Source organism: Kribbella albertanoniae (assembly GCF_004348455.1).
GTDB classification, from domain to species: domain Bacteria; phylum Actinomycetota; class Actinomycetes; order Propionibacteriales; family Kribbellaceae; genus Kribbella; species Kribbella albertanoniae.
The window spans coordinates 1-20,989 of sequence record NZ_SMKA01000162.1 but is presented as its reverse complement, the minus strand read 5'-3'; the positions used below and the strand labels follow the sequence as shown (position 1 = coordinate 20,989).

The following is a 20,989-nucleotide window of genomic DNA, read 5'->3' as shown; positions in this document are numbered from 1 at the left end:
GATGCGGAGGGGGCCGGAGTCGGGTCGGCGCTGGTTGCGGCCCAGGCGACACCGCCTGCCGTGGTCGTGACGGCGACCGCGGCGATGGTGCCCGCGATGCGCCAGCGTTTCTCTGAGAGATTTCTGAACAGTGCCATGCGGCCCAGGATCTCTCATGGGGCTGAGACGTGCCTCCGGTGCACCTGAGAAAACCCTGGCAATCGTGCTGTCAGAGGAACAGTACGGCGACCAGCCAGACGGCCGCGGCGAGCGACGTACCGATGAACTCGATCAGGATCGACAGGCCGGTGGCCTTCAGTGCGTGCTTGGTCGAGTCCCAGGCCGCGGTGTGGGTCTTCAGGCGCTGCCGCTCGGAGACGTAGACGCCGAGCGGGAAGCCGATGAACATGCCGACCACGGGGATCAGGAAGAAGCCGACGATGCCGAGCAGTACTCCGATGAGCATCGAGCGGCGTGGTACGCCGGACTCTCGGAGCCGTCGTTCGGGGACGATGTACTTGACCACCTGGCTGGCACCGATCAGGACCACCGCAACGGCCAGCACGACCCAGCCGGTGGCACTGCGTTCCACCAGCGCCCAGACCAGGATCGCTGCCAGGCTCAGAATGGCTCCGGGCAGCACCGGGATCACGATGCCGAGGATGCCGACGAAGATCGCCACTCCGACGAGGACCGTCATAGCAGTGTTCACACGGACACTCTGCCGCATATCGGGCGCGTTTAGGGTAGTGGCATGTCCCAGTTGCACGAATTGGTCACTGCACTGGCCGCTCCCTGGGTGGTGCTCTCGCCGCGCTCCGGTCAGCTCACCGGGAGCGGAGCGGAGGGCGTCTATGCCCGTGACAGACGGTTGCTGTCGAAGCTCGTAGTCACTGTCGACGGGGTGGAGCCGATCCCGCTGCAGGTGGACGAGCAGAGTGCCTCGACCCATGTGTACGTCGCGAAGGCCGACCGCGAGGAGACGGTCCTGGTCTATCGCCGGCGCGAGGTCACGCGGGACGGGATGACCGAGCGGATCACGCTGGTGAACAACTCCCGGGACGCCGTGACGTGCCAGCTGGAAGTTGCCCTGGGCACCGATCTCGCGGGGATCGTCGCGGTCCGCAACAGCACGGCCGCGACACTGCCCACGGTGGAGGCTCGGTACGACGATTCGGGCCGTCTGTACTGGGAGAATGAGGGCACACGGGTCACCGCGGAGCTGGACCCCGGAACGACTGCGACACCGCAGCTGGAGCCGGGGGAGGAGTTCACGATGATCATCAAAGTGATCGCTTCCAGCCCGCGCACGCTCAGCGGCTTCACGATCGACCCACCGGTGAACACTATTCTGTACACCGCGAGTGTTCACTGTAGTGATCACCGGGTTGAGCGCTGGTTCGATCGCTCGCTCGACGATGTCCGTGCGCTACAGCTTGCCGTGGGCAACGATCGCTACCTCGGAGCGGGCCCGCCGTGGTATCTCACCCTCTTCGGCCGGGACTCGTTGATCTCCGCGGGAATGCTGATCCCGGTCGACCCCGAGCTGGCAGCCGGCACCTTGCGGGCACTGGCCAAGTGGCAGGGCGCCAAGGTGGACATCGACACCGCCGAGCAGCCCGGGAAGATCCCGCACGAGCTTCGGGCCGAGGCGGCCGAGCACGGCGCCGAGTTCGTCCTGCCGCCGGTGTACTACGGCACGCACGACGCCACCCAGCTCTGGATCACCACGTTGCACAAAGCGTGGCGGTGGGGGATGCCGGCCGATCAGGTGCACGACCTCCTGCCGAACCTGCAGCGGGCCCTCGCCTGGATGCGGGACTACGCCGATCCGGATGGCGACGGATTCCTCGAGTACGTCGACGAGTCCGGTCACGGTCTGGCGAACCAGGGCTGGAAAGACTCGGACGACTCGGTGCAATGGCCGAACGGCGAGATTGCCACCGCACCGATCGCGCTGTGCGAGGTCCAGGGCTATGCGTACGCCGCCGCTGTCCGGGGTGCTGAACTGCTCGACGCCTTCGGTGAGTCGGGCGATGAGTGGCGCACCTGGGCGACAGCCCTGCAGGAACGCTTCCGCGAGGCGTTCTGGGTCGACGGCTATCCGGCGATCGCGCTCGACGGCGCCAAGAACGCGGTGGCCGGCCGTACCTCGAACATGGGCCACCTGCTCGGGACCGGTCTGCTGGACGCGGACGAGGAACAACGCGTGGCCGATGTTCTCGGTGAGGACGACCTCGACAGCGGATTCGGCCTGCGCACCCTGTCGACCGCGATGTCCCGGTTCAACCCGATCGGCTACCACACCGGCAGCGTCTGGCCGCACGACACCGCCATGACCGTCCAGGGCCTCTACACCGCCGGCCACGCGGATGTCGCCTCGTCGTACCTGGCTGGTCTCGTCCGGGCCGCCGAGAGCTTCGACTACCGCCTCCCCGAGCTGTACGGCGGCCGCGGGCGAACCGCCGAGACCCGGCCGACGCCGTACCCGACCTCATGTCGTCCACAGGCCTGGGCAGCGGCCTCCGTGGTCGCCGTCCTCGTCGCTGCGCTGGGTATCGAGCCGGACGTCCCAGGCGGCGTACTGACGCTCAATCCGGCACCGTCGCTGCCGTGGTCCGAGCTGACGCTGTCGGGGCTCAGAGTGGCCGGTGCGCCGCTCACGGTCGAGTGGCGGAACGGGGAAGCGGCAGTGCTGGAGGCCCCGGAGGACCTCCAGCACCGTCTCCTGGTCTGAGAACGCAAGGATGGCGGTCTCCCGCTAGGGGACCGCCATCGGCTCTGTAGGACTTTGGCGCCGGCGTTGGCGCGTTTATGAGACCTGGCTTACCGTTCGTCCTCCGTGGCGACGGCGGCGGGAGCGGCTTCGAGCCGGCCCGTCTCGTCGTGAATGGTGACGGCGATGTTGCGCAGCTTGTCCGAGTGCTCCCGGCCGTGGTGGGCGCAGAACAGAAGCTCCCCACCGCTGGTCAAGGTGACACGGACGTAGGCCTGCGCACCGCAGCGGTCACAACGATCCGCGGCCGACAGGGCCGAACTCGGGGCGAGTGCTGTAGTCACTTGAGGCCTCATCTCATCTAGTTCCGTTCTCACCAGATAGCAACATCCTGACATGCGGATCGCTTCCCGGTGGGGGCAACGTGTCCGAATGTGAGACGAACCACCTGCTCTCGTATGACGCATGTTGACGCGGAATCGTTTCTGTTTCGGGCGAATTAGGCGGGACACGCTGCGTCGGGCGTGTCTTATCTCACTGTGCGCCATGACTTCGTCACCCCGTGCTGATCTGCGGTGTGTCGTGAGGCACGCCCGATCGAGTCCGGATCGATATCTGACATAGCACCTATCTCGTTGTTCAGTCAGGTGCCCCGAGTGTCGGGGCTGCTAACAGGTTTTGGGGGTGCGGCCGCATAGGCTGTGCCTCGTAGTGAGTTGGTGAACCAGTGAAGGAGCCCTGTGGCCGCCCCGACGCCTCGCAGTACCGAGCTCGACCCGACGTACAACGCCCGCAACCTGCTCGTCCTCGAAGGACTCGAGGCGGTCCGGAAGCGCCCCGGTATGTACATCGGGTCCACCGACAGCCGCGGCCTGATGCACTGCCTGTGGGAGATCATCGACAACGCCGTCGACGAGGCCCTGGCCGGCCACGGCGAGCGGATCGACGTGATCCTGTACAAGGACGGATCCGTCGAGGTGCGTGACCGCGCTCGCGGCATCCCGGTCGACATCGAGCCGAAGACGAAGCTCAGCGGTGTCGAGGTGGTGTTCACCAAACTGCACGCCGGTGGCAAGTTCGGTGGCGGCTCCTACAACGCCTCCGGCGGTCTGCACGGTGTCGGCGCCTCGGTGGTGAACGCGCTGTCCGCGCGGCTGGACGTCGAGGTCGACCGCGGCGGCGTGGTCTGGACGACATCGTTCCGGCGTGGTGTCGCCGGTGAGTTCGACGCCGAGGGCGCGGATGCCGGTTTCTCCGCGGTCAAGGGTCTGCGCAAGGCCGGCCGGGCGAAGAAGGGCATGACCGGCACCCGGATCCGGTACTGGGCAGATCGGCAGATCTTCACCCGCGACGCGAGCTTCAACTACGACGAGCTGGTCACCCGGGCTCGGCAGACGTCGTTCCTGGTTCCCGGCCTGGAGCTGGTCATCCGCGACGAGCGTGGTGACGAGCCGACCGAGGAGCACTTCAAGCACGACGGCGGGATCAGCGAGTTCTGCGAGTTCCTGGCCACCGACCAGAAGGTCACCGAGGTGATCCGGCTGACCGGGACGGGGCACTTCACCGAGACCGTGCCGATGCTGGACGACGCCGGCCACATGACGCCGACCGATGTCGAGCGCGATCTCGACGTGGACATCGCCGTCCGCTGGGGCGACGGGTACGAGACCGAGCTCCGCTCGTTCGTGAACATCGTGGCCACCACGAAGGGCGGCACGCACGTGGCCGGCTTCGAGCGTGCGCTGGCCAAGAGCTTCACCAACGCGATGGAGGGCACCCGGCTGCTGAAGAGCGGCGAGGAGCTGATCAAGGACGACGTCCTCGAGGGCATGACCTCGATCGTCACGGTCCGGCTGGCCGAGCCGCAGTTCGACGGTCAGACCAAAGAGGTGCTCGGCACCCCGGCCGCGTCGCGGATCGTCTCGAAGGTCGTGCAGACCGAGCTGGAAGCGTTCCTGACCTCGACCAAGCGCGAGCACAAGGCCCAGGCCCGCGCGGTGCTGGAGAAGGTCGTCGCCGCATCCCGGACGCGTGTCGCGGCCCGTCAGCACCGGGAGCTGCAGCGCCGCAAGACCGCGCTGGAGTCGTCGGCCCTGCCGGCCAAGCTGGCCGACTGCCGCAGCAACGATGTCGACCGGTCCGAGCTCTTCATCGTCGAGGGTGACTCCGCCCTCGGGACCGCCAAGGTGGCTCGCAACTCGGAGTTCCAGGCGCTGCTGCCGATCCGGGGCAAGATCCTGAACGTGCAGAAGGCGTCGGTCGCCGACATGCTGAAGAACGCCGAGTGCGCCTCGATCATCCAGGTCGTCGGCGCCGGTTCGGGCCGCAGCTTCGATCTCGAGCAGGTCCGCTACGGCAAGATCATCTTCATGGCCGACGCCGACTCCGACGGCGCGCACATCCGCTGCCTGCTGGCCACGCTGTTCTTCCGCTACATGCGTCCGCTGGTCGACGCCGGTCGCGTCTACACCGCTGTGCCGCCGCTGCACCGCTTCGAGCTGACCAACCCGAAGAAGGGTCAGGACAAGTACATCTACACCTACAGCGACGCGGAGTACCAGCGGAAGACGGCCGAGCTGATGAAGAAGGGCGTCAAGTGGAAGGAACCCCCGCAGCGCTACAAGGGTCTCGGTGAGATGGACGCCGACCAGCTGGCCGAAACCACCGTGGACCCGCGGCACCGGACCCTGCGCCGGATGACCGTCGACGACGGCGAGGACGCAGCCAAGGTCTTCGACCTCCTGATGGGCAACGACGTCGCGCCCCGCAAGGAGTTCATCGTCCAAGGCGCCTACGAGCTGGACGAGAGCCGCATCGACGTCTGATCGGCGCCTGATGCAAGGGCCCCGCCTGGCCTGCTTCGACCTGGACAACACCCTCATCGACCGCGACGCGGCCTTCCGCGAGTGGGCGCGCTGGTGGTGCGGTGAGGCTGGTCTGGGGGAGGACGCTGTCGGCTGGCTGGCTGCGCAGGACAACGGTGGTTTCAGGCCCCGGGCCGAGCTGTTCGCCGAGCTGCGGCAGCAGTTCGGCGCCGCGCCGAGCGTTGAGAGCTACGACCGAGAGCATCCCTTGTTCACGCGCGCCGACGCGGCTGTCCTGGAGGCGCTGACAGAACTTCGGGCGGCTGGTTGGCGGGTTGCCGTGGTGACGAACGGCGGCGTGGTGCAGCAAACGTTGAAGCTCGAGCACACGGGGATCGCGGCCGCGGTCGACTACTGCTGTGTGTCCGAGGCCGTGGGGGTGCGTAAGCCGGACGCGCAGATCTTCGCGATCGCGGCAGAGCGCTCAGGAGCTGTCCTGGACGGGTGGATGGTGGGGGACCACCCGGCCTATGACATCGCAGGTGGGCGGAATGCCGGCCTGCGCACCATCCTGGTCGGGGATCGTGCAGGCGGGCCGGCAGCCGATTATTCTGTGCAGTCGGTGCTGGAGGCGTTCAGAATTATCGCCACCTGATCAGAAAACTGATCACAGTGCCTGGCGGAGAACGGCGTGCGCACCGCGGATGATCGCCTCGCGGTTGGCCTCGTAGGTCGGGTCGGTGATGGTCGTCTTGTTGGCCGCATCGAAGGACAGCACCGGCACGTGCAGATGTCCGGCCGGCATCGACGGGTCCTTCAGATCGCGCTGCAGGGTGTTGCGATAGGCCACCTCGTTGGACAGGTAGCCGCCACCGGCACCTTCGGAGGCGATCGATCCCTCCGTCGGACCCAACGGCTGCCGCACGGGCGCAGTCTGGCCTGCCGGGATCTCCAACACCGACGTGTTCACCCTGGTGCGGAACGGCGTCACATCGGCCTGCGCCATGCGGGCGAACGGCAGACTGGCGGTGAGCCACTCCGGGCCGGCCGGCATGCTGGGCGAAACGACGGGAGCTGCAGCGGAGCCGCCACCCCAGAGGTTGTTGTTGTCACCGATCGAACTGGTCGAACGCCGGCGACCGTTGAAGACCTCCAGGTCGAAAATGCCGACGCGCCCCTGGCTCGCCGTCATCACGAGATCCGCGTGCTGCGGCCCACCGCGGTAGTGCGGCGCGAGAGCGTCCTCGACCATGTTCTGGTCGAAGTCGGTGTAGCGGACCGGGAAGACAACGGCCTGGATCTCGTACGTCGTTCCGTTAACAGTCCAGCGCTGTCCGTCCAGCGTGAGCGCATTCGCTCCGGACGGGTTGCCGATGCGGATGTCGGCATCCAGGGTGAACGGATCGAACCCGGTCACCAGGATCTTCCGTACGTCGGGGGAGAAGCGGGTGCTCGTGATTCCCCGGGAGGCATACTCCAAGGATCGGATCAGGTCGGCGCGTTCCGCCGTACCGATGGTGAAGCGCGGCTGCCACTGGCGAACCGTCAGCGCCATCGAGATGCGCGCCCAGTACAGACCGCGGTCATCGGTGGCCGGTAGCGCGTCGGCACCGGAGACCGGGTGCTGAGCGCGGTGCACGGCTGTCCGCCACAAAGCCTCGCCCTGCGCGCGGATCAGCAGCTTGGCGGCCTCCCGGCTCGGCATCCGGCAGAGCAGCCGGCCGAACAGCTCCACCTGCTTGTCGAACCCGGTCCGGCGCAGGATCTCGGCCGGCACCGAAGGTCCACCGGCGATACCGCGACCGAGGCGCTGCTCCTCGACCGTGCCGGTGACCCCGGTGTCGAGGCAGCCGGTGGGGACCGGCGCCGCGTGCACGGCCGGAGCGCCGGACAGGACGCTCGTCAGGGCCAGGGCGCCGACCAGCAGGGACCTGGGAAATGAGCGGGGGCGGAGTCTCATAAGGGGTATCTATCAGATCCCGGCGCGGAAGCCGAGAGATCTGCACAAAGACCGGTATTGCAGACAGTATGCAATGCGCTACCTTCGGAGAGCGGCGCCCGCCCCCGCCGCCACATTTCCTGAGGAGCATCCCGTGAGCACCACCAGCAGCCGCCGCCGTTTCCTGACCACTGCGTTGACCACCGGACTGACCGTCGGCACCGGAACCGCCGTACTGACAGCTTGTGCAGGGGCTTCGCCCTCCAGTACGCCGGTCGCGTCGGCCGACTCTGCTCCGCCCAGCGGCTCGGTCCCGCCCAGCGCAGACCCGGTCCTCAACGGTGAACAGGCACTGGCTCGCCTGGTGGAGGGCAATGCTCGCTTCGTCGCTGACCGCGAGGAGCGGCTGGACGAAGGTGTGGCGCGCCGGGTAGCGGTGAGCAAGGGCCAGCACCCGTTCGCCACCGTGCTCGGCTGTGTGGACTCCCGGGTGCCGATCGAGCTCGTCTTCGACCAAGGTCTCGGCGATCTGGTCGTCGTACGCAGCGCTGGTGAAGCCCTCGACCACTCGGTCACCGGCAGCCTGGAGTTCGGCGTCGCCGAGCTGCACACGCCCCTGCTGGTGGTCCTCGGCCACCAACGCTGCGGCGCCCTCGACGCCACCATCAAGGCCCTCGACACCCACCAGCGAACCGCCGAAGCCGGCCAGATCGGCTACCTAGTCGAAGCCCTAACCCCAGCCGTCCGCCAGGTAGCAGGCAAACCCGGCGACCGCCTAACCAACGCCATCCACGCCAACATCAACCTAGTCCTAGCCGAACTCCGCCGCTCCCCAGTAATCGCCCCTCTGGAAAAGTCGGGCAAGCTCAAGCTCGTAGGCGCCTACTACGAACTGGACACCGGCCAAGTCCACCTCACCTAAGTCACCACGCCGGACTGCCCCCGACCTGGAGGTCGATCGTGGCCAGCCAATCGCCTCCTCCCGAGTCCCCCGAGCTGACCGGCCCTGCGGGTACGCCCAGGGCCCTGCCCGCATCGGCACAGCCGGGGTTGCCCGTCGAGCTGGAGGGTTGCCCCGTGAAAATTTCGATGGGCAACCCCCCACCTGGAGGGATAACCCCTGTAATGGGCGGGCGCACGGACGAGCCGCGCTCTCCACACCAGCCGGTACGACGTTCCGCACCAGCTGGTACGACGTTGTGCACGGTTCGACCATGCGCGTGGCCCGAATGTGGTTGAGGGGTGCCCAAGGTGAGCCGGCCCGGGCGACGTTGAGCACGGTTCGACCGTTCGGCGGGGTGTCAGATGGTTGATGCGTGCACAAGGTGACGCTGGTCAGGCGGTCGCCGGGTCCCGCGGGGAAGGGGATTCGGCGTCCCGTTCGCTGCGGAGTTCCTAACGTCCGAACAGCCGGAGGCGGGCCCTCCGATCATTCGGACGTTGTGGCAGCGGGGGACCGCCGAGGGCGCTTGGGGTAACCGATGAGATGGGCGCGGGGTGGTTCCGGCGAGCCTGGGGTGGGTTAGTCGTGTTGGGTTAGGAGGCCGGTGTCTACGTCGTACATGAAGCCGCCGACGAGGATCTCTTCGCCGATCAAGGGGTGCTCGCGGACGGCGGCTACGTCGTGGCGGAGGGCTTGGAGCTGGTCGGGGATCACGTTGATGGGGAGGTAACCGGCCGGTTTCCCGGCGGCCTTCTCGACCTTGGCGCGGAGTTCGTCCTCGGACATCGCGGCCATCGCGCAGCGGGTGTGCGGGATGATCATGATCCGGCGGATGCCGAGCAGGTTGACGCCCAGGACGAGTCCGGTGAGCGTGATCTCGGTGACCCGGCCGCCGGCGCTGCGCAGGACCTTGGCGTCACCCGCCTTCAGGCCGAGCAGCTCCAGCGGTGGGATGCGGGAGTCCATGCAGGTGACCACGCCGACTCCGGCGTGGGCGATTCCGTCGAAGCCGCCGTAGTGGAAATCGGCGGCGTACTCCGCGTTGGCGGCGAGCAGGTCTTCGAAACCAGTGGTCATCGGGCTGCCCCTGGCACAGGGGTTCCGGCCTTCAGGATCGACATCGCGAACGGCTCCTTTCCACAGGACTCCGGACGAGGTGGATCAGCAGGTGCACTGGTCACCGGGACGACCCAGGACCGCCCGTCGCGATGCCACACTGTCACGGATTCCAGATCTTCGCCCGCGACAGTGAGGGCGTCCAGCGAGAGCTCACCAGTTTGGTGGCGTACGGCGATTTCCGCGGCCTGACCGCGTTTCGTCCACGTGGTGCGGCCACGCAGACCGGTCAGGAAGGTCTCACCGCGGTCCGAGGCCGCGAGCACGTCGAGTGCGGTCCCGGTGTCCAGGTGGCCGTGCATGGTGCCGGCGGGCAGCAGCACGGCGGTGGGGGAGAAGCGGTGGCCGCCGAGGTGGCTGGCCTCCCAGACCCGGCCGGGTGCGGCCGTGGCCAGGCCGTTGACGAGCGGGCGGCCGAGGATCGCGCAGCACTCGTCGCGCTTGCCGTTGGTGCAGACCAGCATGATCGCCTCGTCGACCGGCACCAGGCCGGGCAGTGAGGCGTCGACGGCCTCGCGATCACCGCGGGCGATCGCTGCGAGGTCGAGCTTGTCGAGGGCCAGCGGGTCCTCGAGGTGGGCGGTGAGCAGCCAGGTCTTGCCGGGCACGGTGGAGGCGACGTACACCTGCTGGGCGTGATTGGCCGGGAAAGAGTGCCGCCCCGGCGTGCGGATCAGGCCGAAGCGGACATCGGCTTTCTTGCATTCGGCATCGAACCGGCCACCGAACTCAGGGTTCAGATGACTGTTGACGACGGCATCGGCACCCCACGGACCGGGTTGTTCCAGGACGACCCAGCCACTCGCGACAATGGCGGAACCTTCCAGCGGCTCGAGAAGCTGACGGCAGAAGGTTGAGCACAGGCCTGGCCGACCGGTCGCGTCGGGTGGAACTCTCACAGCACCACTGTAGGTTAGGCAGCCCTCAGTACCGTGCAGGGATCATCAAATGATCATCAAGTGTGCACAACGCCACGTCGGCCGAGCAGTGCGACGGCGAGGATCGCCGCCAGGAAGGCGCAGACGGCAGCCCCGGCGAAGATCGCGTGCGTTTGTGAAATGGCCGCGTCGCGGAGCGCGTCCACGAAGGGCCGGCAGGACGCGGGTGCTGCCGGACAGAGCTCGTTCGGTGACGGTACGTCGTCCACGATCGCGAAGTACCGGCGTAGCCCGATCGCGGTCAGTGCCGACACGCCGACCAGCATGCCGACCATCCGCGCGACAACGACGAGAGCGCTGACCAGCCCGTGGTTCGCCGGGGGAGTAGCGCCCAGGATCGCCGTGTTGACCGGTGACAGCGCCAGCCCGAAGCCGAATCCACACAGCAGCAGTACGGCGGTTGCTGCGAAGTGATCGAGGGCGTTGCGGCCCCAGAACGTCATCACCACGAACATGGCGCCGGCCAACGCCAGCCCGGCTCCGGTAATCAGGCCGAGCCCGTAGCGCCGAGTCAGCCAGCCGCCGACCACCGCGCCCACCGGCAACGCGATCAGGAAGCGCAGCAGCACCAGAGCCGCCGCGAGCTGCCCACCGCCTTGCGTGGTCCGCGCAAACACCGGTACGTCGACCAGTGCAGCGATGAGCGCACACCCGACCAGGAAACTTACCACCAGCGAACCCCAGGCAGGGCGGGCTGCGAGCAGACCGGCCGGAATGATCGCTCGCGGAGTCCGGCGCTGCCAGGCAACGAGGGCGACCGCGAACACCGCAGCCCCGACGAGGAGCCAGGGCCCGGCAGGAGACATCAGTTCGCGCTCAGGATCGGCCGTGGCGAACGCGAGAACAACACCAGACAGCGCGAGCGCGAGCAGCAGAGCGCCGGGGAGGTCGACCTGCTTGACGAGGCTGACCACCTGGGAGCGTCGGAGCGTGAGGACGGCCCAGACCAGGCCGAGGACGAGCGTCGCAACCCCGATCGGAGTCGCGAGTCTCGACGTACCGGCGAAGGGCACGAAGGGCAGACCGAGGGTGACGTCGGATGCGAGGCGTTGTGGTGCGGTCAGCGTGAGGCCCAAAGCAACCGCTGCCAGCAGGCCGACGGCGGCCGACCAAGGTGGTCGCCGGGCTTCGCGCAGCAGAACGGCGAGGACGACGGCGACCACGAGGTTCAGCCAGAAGATGTATCGCCAGTCGGCGACGGCCAGTACGGCGGCGCCCAGCAGCGGTCCCAGGACCGAACCGAGCTCCTGTACGGCGCCAACCACGCCCAAAGGCAGTCCGCGGCGCTCAGCGGGCCACAGGTCCGCGACCAGCGCGAGTGTGGCTGGGACGAGCCCGCCACCTCCGACACCCTGAAGAAACCGACCGGTTACCACCAGGGGCAGGTCGTACGCCGCCGCCGTGATCAGCGATCCGACCGCGAACAGGATCAGCGCGCCGACCAGGACCGGGGTCCGCCCGGCGACGTCCGCGATCCGGCCGATCAGCGGCAGCACGGCGATGTAGCCGAGCAGGAACCCGGAGATGATCGGCGCCGCCCGCTGGAGCTGGTCCGCGGACAGCCCGACCCCGGACATCAGGTCGGGCAGCGCGAGGACGACGACGTACGTGTCGGCGGCCGCGAAGGCGACCGCGATCGACGCGAGCGTGAGCTTGGCTCTCGGCCGGACGGTCCCCGGCACTCCGCGGCTCACTGGGGCTTGGTGATCGTGACTTGTTCGCCGTACTTGTCGAAGGTGACGTCGTAGCTGCTGTTGGCGCCGTCGTAGAACGGGCCGGAGATCGTCGCCGCGACGAGCTGCTTGGTCTCCTTGTCGAGCTTGAAGCTGCTCGGGAAGTCCTGGTCGGCCGGAGCCTTCGGGAAGATCCCCTGCAGCGACTTGCCCGGCACCGAACCGGTGATCTCGGTCAGCACCTTGGCGCCGTCGCGGGTGTCACCCTTCACCTTCGGGTCCTTCAGCGCCGGCAGCAGCGATGTCAGGCCCTTGTTCGGGTCCAGCAGGATCGCCGGGTCCGGCGCACCGAATCCGGTCAGCTGGTCGGCCGTGAGCTCGACGAACTTCCCGGTGAAGGGCAGCTTGGCGTACACCTTCTTGTCGACCGCAACGACCTCGGAGTCGATCGGCGCGCCGCCGGTGCGGATCGTGAGCTTGCCCTTGAACGCCGGGGCGTGCGTCGCCACGCCGTCGCCGCTGGCCAGAGTCTGCGCGCTGTCCGGCAGATCCCGCCCGGTCAGCACGATGTGGACGCTGGCCGCTTCGTCGATCGCCTTCTTCGCGGCCGCGAGCTGTGCGACGGCGTCGTCGGTCTGCCCGGCGCCACCGCCGGAATCCTTCTTGTCAGTGCAGCCGACCAGTGCCAGCACGAGCACCGCGCCCAGCGCGACGAGTCTCTTCATGGGGTCAGCCTGCCAGGTCCGCGGCCAGAGCAGCGATCGGTTGGGCCACCGGCACGCCGGAACCGTCGCGCCGCGGGTCGATCGGCGGCAGATCCACCGGTGCGCCGCTACTCGCGCTGGCCTTGACCGGAGCCACGCCGATGTAGGCGAGCAGCAGCCCGTCCTCACCCTTCAGCAGCCGCTGGCAGCGCACACCGCCGGTCCCGCGGCCCTTGCCCGGGTACTCGCTGAACGGCGTCACCTTGACCGCGCCGACCTCGGTCCCCGGCAGCGCCGAGTCCGAGCCGGCGATCGTCACGACCTGTGCCTCGCGGCCCGGGTCGACGGCGCCGAAGAAGACCACCTTCGCGCCACTGCCGAGCCGGACACCGGCCATCCCGCCCGCGGTCCGGCCCTGCGGACGGACCACGGAGGCCGGGAAGTGCAGCAGCTGTGCCTCCGAGGTGACGAAGCACAGCTCCTCCTCACCGGTCGTGAGCTCGACCGCGCCGACGACCTCGTCGCCGTCGTTGAGCCGGATGATCTCCCACGCGTCGCGGTTGCTCAGGTGATCCGGAACGACACGCTTGACGACACCGGTCGCCGTACCGAGTGCGACACCGATCGAGTCGGGATCCATCGTGGTCAGCGCGAGCGCCTTCTCACCCGGCTCCAGGGAGACGAACTCGGCGATCGGTGCGCCACCCTGCAGGTTCGGCGCGGCGGCAGTCGTCGGTACGGCGGGCAGGTCGAGCGAGTCGAGCCGGATCAGCCGGCCGGCCGTGGTGATGAGGCCGTACTGACCGCGGGCCGTGCTCTTGATCGCGGACACGATCGCGTCGTGCTTGGCCCGGCCCTCCGCCGTACCGAACGGCTCGACGCCGTTGGTGCGGGCCAGCAGGCCGGTCGAACTCATCAGGATCCAGCACGGGTCATCAGTGACCTCGAGCGGTACGGCGGCGGTCTTGGTCGCACCGGACGACTCCAGCAGCACAGTACGGCGGGGTGTTCCGTAGGTCTTGGCGACCTCGGCCAGCTCGTCGCCGACCGTCTTCTTCAGCAGCGCCTCGTCCTCGAGGATCGCGGTCAGCCGCTCGATCTCGCGCTCCAGCTCGGCCTTCTCGGTGTCCAGCTCGAGCTTGGAGAACTTCGTCAGCCGGCGCAGCGGCATGTCCAGGATGTAGTTGGCCTGGATCTCGGACAGGTCGTAGATGTCGATCAGCCGGGTCCGGGCCGCGGCCGCGTCGTCGCTGGTCCGGATGATCTGGATGACCTCGTCGATGTCGAGGATCGCGATCAGCAGGCCGTCGACGATGTGCAGCCGGTCCTGGGCCTTCTTCCGGCGGTACTCGCTGCGCCGGCGGACGACGTCGTACCGGTGCTCGAGGTAGACCTCCAGCAGGGTCTTCAGGCCGAGGGTGCGGGGCTGGCCGTCGACCAGGCAGACCGCGTTGATCGAGAACGAGTCCTCGAGCGGGGTGAGCTTGTAGAGCTGCTCCAGCAGTGCCTCGGGGACGAAGCCGTTCTTGACCTCGATCACCAGCTGGGTGCCGTGCGTGCGGTCGGTCAGGTCCTTGACGTCCGCGATGCCCTGCAGCTTCTTGGCCTGGACCAGCGTCTTGATCTTCTCGATCACCTTCTCCGGGCCGACCGTGTACGGCAGCTCGGTGACCACGATGCCCTTGCGGCGCGGCGTGACGTTCTCGATCCGGGCGGTGGCCCGCATCTTGAAGCTGCCGCGGCCGGTCGCATAGGCGTCCTTGATGCCCTCCAGGCCGACGATCTTGCCGCCGGTCGGAAGGTCCGGGCCGGGGATGAACCGCATCAGGTCGTCGAGGTCGGCGTCGGGCTTCTTGATCAGGTGCCGCAGCGCCTGGATGACCTCCACCAGGTTGTGCGGGGCCATGTTGGTGGCCATTCCGACCGCGATCCCGGCGGCGCCGTTGACCAGCAGGTTCGGGAAGGCGGCCGGCAGCACCGACGGCTCTTCCTCGCGGCCGTCGTAGTTCGGCCGGAAGTCGACGACGTTCTCGTCCAGGCCGTTCGTCATCGCGACCGCGGACGGCGCCATCCGGCATTCCGTGTAGCGCATCGCGGCCGGACCATCGTCCAGAGAGCCGAAGTTTCCGTGGCCGTCGATCAGCGGCAGCCGCATCGACCAGGGCTGCGCGGTGCGGACCAGGGCGTCGTAGATCGCGCCGTCGCCGTGCGGGTGGTACTTACCCATCACTTCACCGACGACGCGGGCCGACTTCACATGGCCGCGGTCGGGGCGGATGTTGTTCTCCGCCATCGAGAACAGGATCCGCCGCTGGACCGGCTTCAGCCCGTCCCGCGCGTCCGGGAGCGCCCGGGAGTAGATCACCGAGTAGGCGTACTCCAGGAAGCTGGTGCGCATCTCGTCGGAGACATCGACGTCGAGGATGCGCTCCTCGAAGTCCTCGGGCTCGGCGGTGGTACTGGAACGGCGTGCCATACGGGTGAACTGCTCCTCAGTCGAACTGGAACCCTATTGTCGCTGGTGAACCATCGTTTCGCGGCCCACGACCCGCAGGATGTATGCGGTCGGAGCCAAGGCGGACCCTACCGCGAGGGTCAGACAGAGTCCGGCGATCCCCAGCAGGATGCCCCAGGGGACGGTCACCGGTACGTCGGGAACACCGGCCGTCATCGCGTGCCGGATCAGTACGCCGACCGTCACCGTGATCGCAGTACCGAGACTGAGAGCGACCATTCCGACCAGCGAGGACTCCCACAGGACCATGCGGCGGATCTGGTTCGGGGTGGCGCCGAGCAGGCGGGAGGTGACGAACTCCTGCCGCCGCTGCAGGCTGCCCATCAGCAGGGTGTTGGCGATGGCGATCGCGCTGTAGAGGGCGGCCGGCCCGAGCAGCAGGATGAGGCCGAGCTGATTTCCCTTCCGGACCCCTGCGGTCTGTTCGGCGTCCCAAGCAACAGCCGGTACGGCGCCTTCGATGCGCTGCACGAGTTCCGCGGGATCGGTCCCGGTGGCCGGCAGCACGAACATCCGCTCGGGCTTCGCTGCGGGCGCGTGGGCGCGAGCGAGCTCGAGAGGCAGCAGGAATGACGGGTTGATCCCGAACGCGTCCGGCACGATCGCCACGATCTTGAGCTTGGCGGTCGTCCGGTCCAGGAAGGTCACCGGCACCTCGTCGCCGAGCCGGTAGTGCTCGAACCCGGACATCTCCTTGCTCACGGCAACGGTATTCCCGGTGAGCGCGGTCAGGTCACCGGCGACCGGAGTCATTCGGCGGGTGCGCGACGCGACGGCCGGATCGATGCCTTCGGCGTCCTCGAGCTGGGCGTAGTCGGCTGAGACCCGCACGAACTGCACCGGAAGCCCAGCGTCGACGGCAGCGACGCCCGGGGTCGCGGCGACCTTGGCCTGGTCGCCTCCGGTGACCACGATCGGGGCGAGCATGCCGTCGCGCAGCGTGGCCGCGGCGCTGTCCGCAGCGAAGCTCAGGCTGAGCACCATGGAGCCGGCGATCGCGGAGATGGTCAGGATCGGCGCCGCGAGGGATGCGCTGCGACGGGGTGCCGCGACCACGTTGCTCCGGGCGAGCCGTCCCGACACGCTGGTCCAGGCGACGAGCGGTGCCGCCCAGAGACGTCCGAGGACCGGGACGATCAGCGGAGCGAGCAGGGTCAGCGAGATCACCAGCAGCATCGGCGTGAACATCGCCAGCGGGACTGCGGCTTCACCACTGGACGGCTTGATCAGGGTGAGCAGGACGATCGAGCCGGCCATGAACAGCAGTCCGAACACGACGCGAACCGGTCCGATCCGTGGCGGTTCGAGGCTGGCCTCGCGGAGCGCGTCGATCGCCCCGACCTTTCCGGCCCGCCGAGCCGCGGCGCGGGCCCCGAGCAGCGCGACGAGCAGCCCGATCCCGACCGCGATCGACAGCGGCACCCACGGCGAGGCCGGCTCCAGCTTCACCGGAGCGAGCTCCGTGTACGACGCCTTCGCGAGCAGCAACGGAGTCGCGAGCTGCGCCAGCACGGCGCCGGTGATCGACGCACCGAGGGCGACGACCAGAGCCTCACCGAGGATCATCCGGCGGATCTGACCCGGCGTGGCACCGATCAGCCGGAGCAGGCCGAGTTCGCGCCGCCGGGAGGCGACCGCGAAGGCGAAGGTGCTGGCGATGACGAAGATCGTGATGAAGCCGCTGATCGCGCCGACCATGCTCAGCACGGTCTGCAGTCCGGACACATCCTGGTCGGAGGTGGACACACTGACTCGCTGCGGGCCCATCCCGTCGCCACCGAGGGTGGTCACGGCGATGCTCCCGGCGCTCGGTCCCCGGTACGCGATGGTGGCGGCGGTTGCGGTGGCGGCAAGTCCGAGCAGGAACACGCCGACCGCGAGCGCCACGAACGAACCGGCGTACAGATGTCTGTGCCGTCCAACCGTCTGCCTGCTCAGGAAGAACATCAGCGCTCCAGGTCACTCATGGCAGCCGCGATCTGACCCGGCGTACCGCGGTCGAGGTGACCCGCGATCAGGCCGTCGGACAGGAAGACGACGCGCTCGGCGTACGCCGCCGCCACCGGATCGTGAGTGACCATGACGACGGTTTGCCCGGCCCGATCAGTTGCCTCGCGCAACAGGGTGAGCACCTGGCGACTGCTGTTGCTGTCGAGCGCACCGGTCGGCTCATCGGCGAAGAACACCGACGGCTTGGTGATCAGCGCGCGAGCGATCGCGACCCGCTGCTGCTGCCCGCCGGACAGTTCGGCCGGCCGGCGCTTGACCTTGTCGCTCAGCCCGACCTGTTCCAGTACGCCGAGGATGTCGTTGCGATGCGGGCGCTTGCCGGTCAACCGCAGCGGTAGCGCCACGTTGTCGTACACGGTCAGCGACGGCAGCAGGTTGTACGCCTGGAAGACGAAGCCCATCTCCTCACGACGCAGCTTGGTCAGTGCGACCTCGCTGAGCCCGTGCAGGTTCACACCACCCAGTACGACGACGCCCGTCGTCGGCTGGTCGAGTCCGGCCGCACACTGCAGCAGCGTCGACTTGCCGGAGCCGGACGGGCCCATGACGGCAGTGAACGAACCACGCGGGAAGTGGTAGGTGACGCCACGCAGGGCATCGACCCCACCGGCCTTGGAGCGGTAGGTCTTGGTGATCCCGTCGAGCACCAGAGCAGGTGCTGCGTCCGGTACGACGCTGGGGTACGAGGGCGCGGTTGCGGTCATGTGACCAGCCAACCGGTGATCGGCGTTGCACACGCGGGCTTGGGCAAGAGACTCGGAGTAGCGCGCACGCTACCGCCGTACAGGCAGTCCCGGACCTAGGGTTGGCGGCGTGGAGAGACCTGTGACGGGCTGGCAAGCGCTGGCGTCCCCGCGCTTCCTGGTGTCGTCGTGGCCGTGGCGGGCCTACCTGTACCTGTTCACCTCGATACCGGTCGGCGTGGTCACGATCTGCCTGCTGCTCGGGGCGGCGGTGACCAGTGCGCTCCTGAGCCCGATCGTGATCGGCATTCTGCTGCTGCCGTTGTTCCCGATGTTCGGGGTGGTGATCGGCTGGGCGGAGCGCTGGCGGGCCGGGCTGATGCTGATCGACGGCATCAAGAGCCCGCATGCTGCGATGCCGGTCGCGCTGTCGCTGCGGGACAAGCTCAAGTTCCGGCGGCGCGAGCAGGCGTCGATGCGGTCGCTGGGCTACGGCTTCGTGCTGGGTGTGCTGGTCTGGCCGTTCAGCGCCGCGTTCGCGGGCCTGAGCGCGACCATTCTCGGTACGACGATCCTCGCGCCGATCATTGCCGACACCGACGAGATGGGGATGGGGCCGTGGACGCTGAACACCGCCTGGGAGGGACTGCTCTTCACGGTCACCTTCGGGCCGGTGTTCTACGCGGTCAGTTCCTACCTGCTCGGCGTACTGGCTGCTGCGGAGGCGTCGCTGGCCAAGGCGATGCTGGGGCCGCGGGAGGATGAGCTGCAGCGGAACGTGGCCGAGCTGCGTCGCTCCCGGCTGGACCTGGTCGATGCGTTCGAGACCGAGCGGGCGCGGATCGAGCGGCATCTGCACGACGGCGTACAGCAGCGGCTCGTCGGTCTGACGATGACGCTCGGCCTCGCCGAGCTCGACCTGCCCGAGGGGGAGGGCCGGCGGCTGGTGGTGAAGGCGCACTCCGAGGCCGAGGCCGCGCTGGCCGATCTGCGGGAGGCGGTGCGTGGCATCCATCCGCGGGTCCTGATCGACCTCGGGCTCGAGGCCGCGATCCGGGAGGTCGCCGACCGCAGCCCGATGCCGGTCACGGTGTCGATGATCCTGGACTCGCGACTGCCGCCACCGATCGAAGCCGCGGCGTACTTCGTGGTCAGCGAGGCACTGTCGAACGTCGCCAAGCACGCTCAGGCGACCACCTGCCAGGTGGCCGGCCGACGGGAAGGTCAACTGCTCATCATCACGATCACCGACGACGGGATCGGTGGCGCGACGGTCGGGGCCGGCACCGGGTTGACCGGGCTGGTGACCAGGTTGGACGCTTTGGGCGGCACACTCGTGGTCGACAGCCCACCCGGTGGGCCTACTCGACTGCGAATGGAGTGCCCGTGCCAACTCGGCGACTGAGCATCGTGCTGGCCGAAGACTCGCTGCTGCTGCGCGAGGGCCTGGCCAGCATTCTGGATCGCGCCGGGCACGAGGTCCGCGACAGCGTCGGCGACGGGGACACCCTGCTCGCCGTGGTCCGCAAGGAGCCGCCGGATCTCGTCATCACCGACGTCCGGATGCCGCCGGGACACAGCGACGAAGGTCTGCGCGCGGCCGCCGCGATCCGCGCCGAGTTCCCCTCGATCGGCATCCTGGTGCTTTCGCAGTACGTCGCCGATGCGTACCTCTCGTCGTTGCTCGAATCAACGACCGGCGGAATCGGGTACCTGCTCAAGGACCGGGTCGGTCACGTCGCCGAGTTCCTGGAATCGCTCGACCGGGTCGCGTCGGGTGGCACTGTGGTCGACCCCGAGGTGGTCCGGCAGTTGCTGGCCCGGCGCCGGAACGACGGTCCGCTCTCCGCGTTGACGCCGCGGGAGCTCGAAGTACTGGCGCTGATGGCCGAAGGCCGGGTGAACGGCGCGATCGCGGAACAGCTCGTGGTGAGCGAGGCCGCCGTACGGAAGCACGTCGGGAACATCTTCGCCAAGCTCCAGCTGGACGACGGCCTCGATCGCCGGGTGTCCGCCGTACTCACGTATTTGCGTGGCTGAGGACGATTGAGACATGGACGCGGATATCCGGAAGATTCTGGCGGACTGCTCGACGTGGGCTGTGGTCGGCTTGTCGAACAACACCGACAGAGCGGCGTACGGCGTGGCGCGGTTCCTGCAGGGACGGGGGAAGCGGATCGTGCCTGTGCATCCGTCGGCCGAGACCGTGCACGGCGAGCAGGGGTATGCGAGCCTGGCCGACATTCCGTTCCCGGTGGACTGTGTGGACGTGTTCGTCCGGTCCGAGCTGGCCGGTGAGATTGCCGACCAGGCGGTGGGAATCAATGCGCGCGCGGTGTGGTTCCAGCTGGGTGTAATGGACCAGGACGCCTACACACGCACGACCGCGGCCGGACTGACGATGGTGATGAACCGTTGCCCCGCGATCGAGTGGGCGGGTCTCGGTCCGTCGTGACGACCACCTGACCGGGGCGGTGGGGTGGGGCCGATATGAAGGAGCGTTCTGCATGTTCTCGATCGACACGTCCACCGACTTCGGCAAGCGGATCACCCGGCAGCTCGGCGACGAACGCGTCGTCTGGCTGACCACGGTCGGCAAATCGGGCACCCCGGCGCCGAACCCGGTCTGGTTCCTCTGGCACGAGGGTGAACTGGTGATCAGCAGCCAGCGCCACAAGGCCAAGCTGCACAACATCACCACCCACCCGCAGGTCGCGGTCAACTTCAACGCGACCCACGGCGGCGGCGACGTCGGCGTCATCTCCGGTACGGCGCGCATCGAGTCCGAGCCGCTGTCCGGCGAAGCGCTCGCCGTCTACAACGCCAAGTACGGCGACGACATCAGCGGCCTCGGAATGACGACCGAGCAGTTCCACACGGAGTACCCGGTGATCATCCGCATCACCCCGGAAAAACTCCGAGGCTTCTAACCCCGCCCGCTCCGACCCGCCGTCCGCTCCGACCCGCCG

The 20,989-nt window shown here is 68.1% G+C and carries 18 protein-coding genes; 8 read left to right on the top strand and 10 right to left on the bottom strand.

Annotation, left to right across the window (positions count from 1 at the left end; all coding sequences use genetic code 11):
• Window positions 1–208: 208 nt before the first annotated feature.
• On the bottom strand, window positions 209–691 hold the full coding sequence (locus E1261_RS28300) for a DUF456 domain-containing protein (protein ID WP_132411779.1): 483 nt from the start codon (window positions 689–691) through the stop codon (window positions 209–211).
• A gap of 42 nt (window positions 692–733) precedes the next feature.
• Between E1261_RS28300 and E1261_RS28295 the strand changes: the two genes are divergently transcribed.
• The gene (locus E1261_RS28295; RefSeq protein ID WP_132411777.1) at window positions 734–2,716 is read left to right on the top strand and encodes a glycogen debranching N-terminal domain-containing protein; all 1,983 of its coding nucleotides are present in this window, start codon (window positions 734–736) and stop codon (window positions 2,714–2,716) included.
• 89 nt (window positions 2,717–2,805) lie between these two features.
• On the opposite strand, the gene E1261_RS28290 is transcribed toward E1261_RS28295, so the two are convergent.
• Window positions 2,806–3,051, bottom strand: a complete 246-nt coding sequence (locus E1261_RS28290) for a DUF7455 domain-containing protein (RefSeq protein WP_238176483.1) — start codon at window positions 3,049–3,051, stop codon at window positions 2,806–2,808.
• A gap of 384 nt (window positions 3,052–3,435) precedes the next feature.
• Here E1261_RS28290 and E1261_RS28285 point away from each other — a divergent pair, with 384 nt between their 5' ends.
• The gene (locus E1261_RS28285; protein ID WP_132411773.1) at window positions 3,436–5,520 is read left to right on the top strand and encodes a DNA gyrase/topoisomerase IV subunit B; all 2,085 of its coding nucleotides are present in this window, start codon (window positions 3,436–3,438) and stop codon (window positions 5,518–5,520) included.
• 10 nt (window positions 5,521–5,530) lie between these two features.
• Complete coding sequence (locus E1261_RS28280; protein ID WP_132411771.1) at window positions 5,531–6,154, top strand: HAD family hydrolase; 624 nt, start codon at window positions 5,531–5,533, stop codon at window positions 6,152–6,154.
• 12 nt (window positions 6,155–6,166) lie between these two features.
• Here the strand turns inward: E1261_RS28280 and E1261_RS28275 are convergent, their stop codons facing one another.
• Window positions 6,167–7,459 carry a pyroglutamyl-peptidase I gene (locus E1261_RS28275; protein ID WP_132411769.1) on the bottom strand — a complete coding sequence of 431 codons (1,293 nt, stop codon included), beginning with the start codon at window positions 7,457–7,459 and terminating at the stop codon, window positions 6,167–6,169.
• Window positions 7,460–7,592: 133 nt separating this feature from the next.
• Between E1261_RS28275 and E1261_RS28270 the strand changes: the two genes are divergently transcribed.
• Complete coding sequence (locus E1261_RS28270) at window positions 7,593–8,360, top strand: carbonic anhydrase (protein WP_238176482.1); 768 nt, start codon at window positions 7,593–7,595, stop codon at window positions 8,358–8,360.
• A 600-nt stretch (window positions 8,361–8,960) separates the two neighbouring features.
• Here the strand turns inward: E1261_RS28270 and E1261_RS28265 are convergent.
• The 7 genes from E1261_RS28265 to E1261_RS28235 are packed head-to-tail and all read right to left on the bottom strand — an operon-like array spanning window position 8,961 to window position 18,041.
• Complete coding sequence (locus E1261_RS28265) at window positions 8,961–9,458, bottom strand: beta-class carbonic anhydrase (RefSeq protein WP_132411765.1); 498 nt, start codon at window positions 9,456–9,458, stop codon at window positions 8,961–8,963.
• Window positions 9,455–10,396, bottom strand: a complete 942-nt coding sequence (locus E1261_RS28260) for a sucrase ferredoxin (RefSeq protein WP_132411763.1) — start codon at window positions 10,394–10,396, stop codon at window positions 9,455–9,457. The genes E1261_RS28265 and E1261_RS28260 overlap by 4 nt, the downstream gene beginning before the upstream one ends.
• A gap of 56 nt (window positions 10,397–10,452) precedes the next feature.
• Window positions 10,453–12,129, bottom strand: coding sequence for an MFS transporter (locus tag E1261_RS28255; RefSeq protein WP_238176481.1), 1,677 nt, complete (start codon window positions 12,127–12,129; stop codon window positions 10,453–10,455).
• On the bottom strand, window positions 12,126–12,833 hold the full coding sequence (locus E1261_RS28250; RefSeq protein ID WP_132411761.1) for an LppX_LprAFG lipoprotein: 708 nt from the start codon (window positions 12,831–12,833) through the stop codon (window positions 12,126–12,128). The genes E1261_RS28255 and E1261_RS28250 overlap by 4 nt, the downstream gene beginning before the upstream one ends.
• 4 nt (window positions 12,834–12,837) lie before the next feature.
• Complete coding sequence (locus tag E1261_RS28245; protein WP_132411759.1) at window positions 12,838–15,288, bottom strand: DNA gyrase/topoisomerase IV subunit A; 2,451 nt, start codon at window positions 15,286–15,288, stop codon at window positions 12,838–12,840.
• A 33-nt stretch (window positions 15,289–15,321) separates the two neighbouring features.
• The gene (locus E1261_RS28240; RefSeq protein WP_132411757.1) at window positions 15,322–17,274 is read right to left on the bottom strand and encodes an FtsX-like permease family protein; all 1,953 of its coding nucleotides are present in this window, start codon (window positions 17,272–17,274) and stop codon (window positions 15,322–15,324) included.
• Window positions 17,274–18,041 carry an ABC transporter ATP-binding protein gene (locus E1261_RS28235; RefSeq protein ID WP_132411755.1) on the bottom strand — a complete coding sequence of 256 codons (768 nt, stop codon included), beginning with the start codon at window positions 18,039–18,041 and terminating at the stop codon, window positions 17,274–17,276. Before E1261_RS28235 ends, E1261_RS28240 begins: the two co-directional genes overlap by 1 nt.
• 109 nt (window positions 18,042–18,150) lie before the next feature.
• Between E1261_RS28235 and E1261_RS28230 the strand changes: the two genes are divergently transcribed.
• From E1261_RS28230 to E1261_RS28215, 4 genes are read left to right on the top strand one after another with little or no spacing between them, the layout of a single operon-like run.
• Window positions 18,151–19,425: a sensor histidine kinase gene (locus E1261_RS28230; protein WP_132411753.1), complete on the top strand. Its 1,275-nt coding sequence runs from the start codon at window positions 18,151–18,153 to the stop codon at window positions 19,423–19,425.
• Window positions 19,407–20,060: a response regulator transcription factor gene (locus E1261_RS28225; protein WP_132411751.1), complete on the top strand. Its 654-nt coding sequence runs from the start codon at window positions 19,407–19,409 to the stop codon at window positions 20,058–20,060. The genes E1261_RS28230 and E1261_RS28225 overlap by 19 nt, the downstream gene beginning before the upstream one ends.
• A gap of 13 nt (window positions 20,061–20,073) precedes the next feature.
• Window positions 20,074–20,475: a CoA-binding protein gene (locus E1261_RS28220; RefSeq protein ID WP_132411749.1), complete on the top strand. Its 402-nt coding sequence runs from the start codon at window positions 20,074–20,076 to the stop codon at window positions 20,473–20,475.
• A 52-nt stretch (window positions 20,476–20,527) separates the two neighbouring features.
• Complete coding sequence (locus tag E1261_RS28215) at window positions 20,528–20,950, top strand: TIGR03667 family PPOX class F420-dependent oxidoreductase (RefSeq protein WP_132411747.1); 423 nt, start codon at window positions 20,528–20,530, stop codon at window positions 20,948–20,950.
• Window positions 20,951–20,989: the final 39 nt, after the last annotated feature.

What these genes read in the sequence shown, in the direction of transcription:
- E1261_RS28235 (WP_132411755.1), bottom strand. Translation starts at nt 18,041, where the DNA reads ATGACCGCAACCGCGCCCTCGTACCCCAGCGTCGTACCGGACGCAGCA.
- E1261_RS28240 (WP_132411757.1), bottom strand. Translation starts at nt 17,274, where the DNA reads ATGTTCTTCCTGAGCAGGCAGACGGTTGGACGGCACAGACATCTGTAC.
- E1261_RS28250 (WP_132411761.1), bottom strand. Translation starts at nt 12,833, where the DNA reads ATGAAGAGACTCGTCGCGCTGGGCGCGGTGCTCGTGCTGGCACTGGTC.
- E1261_RS28265 (WP_132411765.1), bottom strand. Translation starts at nt 9,458, where the DNA reads ATGACCACTGGTTTCGAAGACCTGCTCGCCGCCAACGCGGAGTACGCC.
- E1261_RS28245 (WP_132411759.1), bottom strand. Translation starts at nt 15,288, where the DNA reads ATGGCACGCCGTTCCAGTACCACCGCCGAGCCCGAGGACTTCGAGGAG.
- E1261_RS28220 (WP_132411749.1), top strand. Translation starts at nt 20,074, where the DNA reads ATGGACGCGGATATCCGGAAGATTCTGGCGGACTGCTCGACGTGGGCT.
- E1261_RS28295 (WP_132411777.1), top strand. Translation starts at nt 734, where the DNA reads ATGTCCCAGTTGCACGAATTGGTCACTGCACTGGCCGCTCCCTGGGTG.
- E1261_RS28290 (WP_238176483.1), bottom strand. Translation starts at nt 3,051, where the DNA reads ATGAGGCCTCAAGTGACTACAGCACTCGCCCCGAGTTCGGCCCTGTCG.
- E1261_RS28275 (WP_132411769.1), bottom strand. Translation starts at nt 7,459, where the DNA reads ATGAGACTCCGCCCCCGCTCATTTCCCAGGTCCCTGCTGGTCGGCGCC.
- E1261_RS28280 (WP_132411771.1), top strand. Translation starts at nt 5,531, where the DNA reads ATGCAAGGGCCCCGCCTGGCCTGCTTCGACCTGGACAACACCCTCATC.
- E1261_RS28215 (WP_132411747.1), top strand. Translation starts at nt 20,528, where the DNA reads ATGTTCTCGATCGACACGTCCACCGACTTCGGCAAGCGGATCACCCGG.